The organism is Psychrobacter sp. 1Y11, from assembly GCF_052259045.1.
Taxonomy (GTDB): domain Bacteria; phylum Pseudomonadota; class Gammaproteobacteria; order Pseudomonadales; family Moraxellaceae; genus Psychrobacter.
This window is the reverse complement of sequence record NZ_JBQQER010000024.1, coordinates 1-3526: the sequence shown is the minus strand read 5'-3', so window position 1 is coordinate 3526 and position 3526 is coordinate 1. Positions and strand designations below refer to the sequence as shown.

4 protein-coding genes are annotated in these 3526 nt (G+C 39.4%); all 4 read left to right on the top strand.

What is annotated here, in order from left to right:
- The first annotated feature begins 5 nt into the window (after positions 1-5).
- The 4 genes from ACTXGJ_RS12585 (at position 6) to ACTXGJ_RS12570 (ending at position 3436) form a co-directional block, all read left to right on the top strand.
- On the top strand, positions 6-74 hold the full coding sequence (locus ACTXGJ_RS12585; RefSeq protein WP_439243480.1) for an FAD-linked oxidase C-terminal domain-containing protein: 69 nt from the start codon (positions 6-8) through the stop codon (positions 72-74).
- 105 nt (positions 75-179) lie between these two features.
- Positions 180-1202 (top strand): ornithine cyclodeaminase family protein, encoded by a 1023-nt coding sequence (locus ACTXGJ_RS12580; protein ID WP_439243450.1) that lies wholly within the window; start codon positions 180-182, stop codon positions 1200-1202.
- 97 nt (positions 1203-1299) lie between these two features.
- Positions 1300-2553 (top strand): NAD(P)/FAD-dependent oxidoreductase, encoded by a 1254-nt coding sequence (locus tag ACTXGJ_RS12575; RefSeq protein ID WP_443566153.1) that lies wholly within the window; start codon positions 1300-1302, stop codon positions 2551-2553.
- 331 nt (positions 2554-2884) lie between these two features.
- Entirely contained in the window at positions 2885-3436 is a 552-nt protein-coding gene (locus tag ACTXGJ_RS12570) for a hypothetical protein (protein WP_443566152.1), read from the top strand.
- Positions 3437-3526: the final 90 nt, after the last annotated feature.

The following is a 3526-nucleotide window of genomic DNA, read 5'->3' as shown; positions in this document are numbered from 1 at the left end:
ACTATTTGCGCGAGGTCAAAAAGGTCTTTGATCCTAATAATATTATGAATCGTGGTAAGATTTTCGATATGTAGTAGAGAGCTGTTTCTATTGTTATTGTCAATGATAGGTACGGGTGATAAACAATATAAAGCGTCAAGGATAGATACTAACAACCCTATAAATATTAAGAAACCCCTATGAAAATTTTAGACAGAAAAACCGTGAAAGATCAGTTAAATATGTCCATGGCTATCGACTCAATCGAGATGTTATTGAAGCTACAGGCGCAGCATCCAGAGTGGGTTAAATGCCCTGAACGTTTAGTTATTCCAACTTTTACAGTCAGTAATAAAAATAGTGGCTCACACTTATCGATGCCTTCGGTACTGTTTGACGGTAATGAGGAGTTTACTATCGTTAAACTGGTCACTATTTGCCCGGATAATCCACAGCGGAGTCTTCCGACAACTACTGCTGTGGTTAGTGTCTCAAACAATGACACTGGTGAAATGCTTGCCTTTATGGATGGCGTTTACGTTACCCAAGTGCGTACGGCAGCATTATCAGGTATCGCTAGCAAGTATCTAGCAAAGCCGGATAGTCAGCAAGTGACGGTAATAGGCTGCGGCGGCATGGCTTATGAGCAGCTAAATGCGGTGCTTACAGTTTGTCCAAACATTAAAACGGTCATGCTGTGGAATCGAGATATAAAGAGAGCTCATACTTTTAAAACCCAATTCGCTGATCAGTATCCAGAGTGGCCTGTGACCATCGACGTCTGTGAAGATATTGCTACTGCTGTAAAAGATGCCGATGTCATTAACTTAGCGACTCGTGCCACTGAAGGCTTGTTTGAAATCAATCAAATCAAAACCGATGCGCATATTAATGCGGTAGGTGCTTATCAGTCTGAGATGAAGGAGGTTAGCGATTCTATTATTGAAGTCTGCTCGCACATCTTTATTGACGATATTGCAGGTGGACGCCATGAAGCAGGCGATTTAATTCAGGCAGATGCTGCTGAGGATTGTGACTGGACTTGGAAAGAGTTAACGGGTGATTTAGCGGACTTAGTCACAAAAAACATTGCCATTGACCAAGATAAAAAAGGGGTAACACTGTTTAAGTCTGTTGGAGCTGCAAGCTTTGACGCTGCAGTCGCCCTAAAGATAGCGCAAGAAGCTAAAAAAGAAGGTTTAGGTCAGTATGTTGAATTATAAAGATTGAGGGCTAATCAATTTATTAACCTTACTAAAAATAATTCAAAAATAACCGATTTAAATAGACAGAGTCAGCTTATCATTTAGGAGTATTGATATGCGCCATCAAGTCATTGTCATTGGTGCAGGTATAGTAGGAACCTCCATAGCTTGGCATCTACAAAAGAACAATTCTCAAGTTCTCTTAATTGATAAAAAATCACCAGGAGAAGAAACTTCATATGGTAATGCAGGTATTATCACTAGAGAAGCGGTAACTACTAAACCATTTCCCAGAAGTTTTAGAGAGATTCTAAGGGTGCTACCAAATAACAGTACTGATATTCGATACCGTTGGTCTACAATCTACGGTTTTCAGCGCCCTCTATTTCAATACTGGGTAAACTCAAGTCGCAAAAAGCTTGAACAAATTGATAAAGAGTGGGTTACTTTAATTAATCATTGCACAAACGAGCATAACGTCATGATGCAGTCTTCAGGCGCTGACGAGTTGGTTCGCAAAATAGGCTGGATTGAGCTTCATCGTAACCCTTATGACTTTGAGAGCGCTATTAGCAACGCAGCAAAAGCGGTAGCGCAAGGCGTAGAGTATCAAGTTCTTACACTTGCAGATCTGAAAGAATTAGAGCCAAATGTAAACGTTACAGAGTACGCCGGAGCGATACATTGGAAAAACTCATGGCAGATAAAAAATCCAAGCCAGCTTGTAAAAGTATATGCTAAAGACTTTGAAAAAATGGCAGGGCAAATAAAGCAGGCAGATGTAAAAAATATCGTACAGACAAAAGAGGGGTGGCAGGTTGTTACCAATAGCGATACCTATTTATGTCAAAACTTAGTTATTGCAGCAGGACCTTGGTCAACCGACCTTATTGAGCCATTAGGTTATAAGATTCCTCTATTTCCTATGCGTGGCTATCATCAGCATTTTGCAATCACCGAGAAAAACTCATTTTCGCACAGTTTATTCGACGCTGATAAAGGTTTTGTTATGGGTGCAATGGATCAGGGAGTTAGGGTTACCACTGGTGCTGAAATAGCAATGCAAGATGCTCCAAAAGACTTTGATCAACTGGAAACAGTACTTACTTTTGCAAAAAAAGTTCTACCGCTTGACGTTGCTGCCGAGTCTGAAGCGTGGTGCGGTACTAGACCTTGCATGCCAGATATGAAGCCAGTGATTGGACCTGCATCGAACCACAATAACTTGTGGTTTGCTTTTGGTCATGGCCATCAAGGCCTTACCCTTGGGTCGGTGACAGGACGTCTCATTGAAGAGATGATCAGTGGTAAGCCATTATTTATTGATGCACAGCCATTTAGTAGTGAACGCTTTGCTTCTAATTTTTAATAAGAAGTATAAATTTTAAGCGGCTTAAACCTGTTTTAAGCTACTATCACTTTTCTGAGCTATGCTGAAGAAACCCCAACCTTGGCAAGGACGCCGACCAAAATAATATTAGCCTGTATAAACCTGAAACCTATTATATTAAAGGGTTTTAGGTTTTTTTATGCGCATAAAAATTTATGAATTGCAGGTATAATTATGGATCACATATATTTATGGTCACCAGTATTTTATAGTAATATGACAACAACCAAAAATTTATTTTAGCGTGCCTACCCTATTAAAGGCAATTGATTTTTCTTGGTATATGCCTCTGACATATAGGTCATTGATTATGAAGAAGCGCACTAAGAAGCCAACAAGACGAAACGTCAAAAGTATTATCGTAATGGATAATTTGGTAGTGCACGCATATGCCAGTAATCCTTATCAGATATTCTGTGAATTGTTTGAAGCTGAGGTTAATGCGTTCTCTACAGATAGATCACTATTATTAGAAGTCGTTGAAATAGATGAGCAGTATTATTTTTTTGAGGATTTTAGAAAAGTAGGTTTGATAACGAATGAGACTGAAATCTCTATTAGAAGAGTGGGTCTTTCGAAAGCAGAAATTGAGCGACGTGCTTGGTCTTGTCTTATGAATGTATTAATTGATGTAGATCCTATTAACCCAAGAATTTTTGAAGCTATTAAAAGAAGTATGCCGGCTCAGGTGCAACAAGCACTATTTAATAAACCTCTGACCATACAACACATTTTAGATATCAAAGGCCTAAAGCGTCATCACTACGACTACCAAACCAATCTATACCGCAATCAGCAGCCTACTAAGATCCCATCCTTCTCTGAACTAATTGCTGAGGTTCGCTATGTCGATAACAACTAACCTAGAGAGGCTGTGTAGTGGTCAACTAATTTTAGACAGCTGATAAGAGGTTTTTGTTAAAGTAACGTTTCTCTGTCTCTAACGGTGTTA

Coding starts and splice junctions, on each gene's coding strand:
- ACTXGJ_RS12580 (WP_439243450.1), top strand. CDS start 180: ATGAAAATTTTAGACAGAAAAACCGTGAAAGATCAGTTAAATATGTCC.
- ACTXGJ_RS12575 (WP_443566153.1), top strand. CDS start 1,300: ATGCGCCATCAAGTCATTGTCATTGGTGCAGGTATAGTAGGAACCTCC.
- ACTXGJ_RS12570 (WP_443566152.1), top strand. CDS start 2,885: ATGAAGAAGCGCACTAAGAAGCCAACAAGACGAAACGTCAAAAGTATT.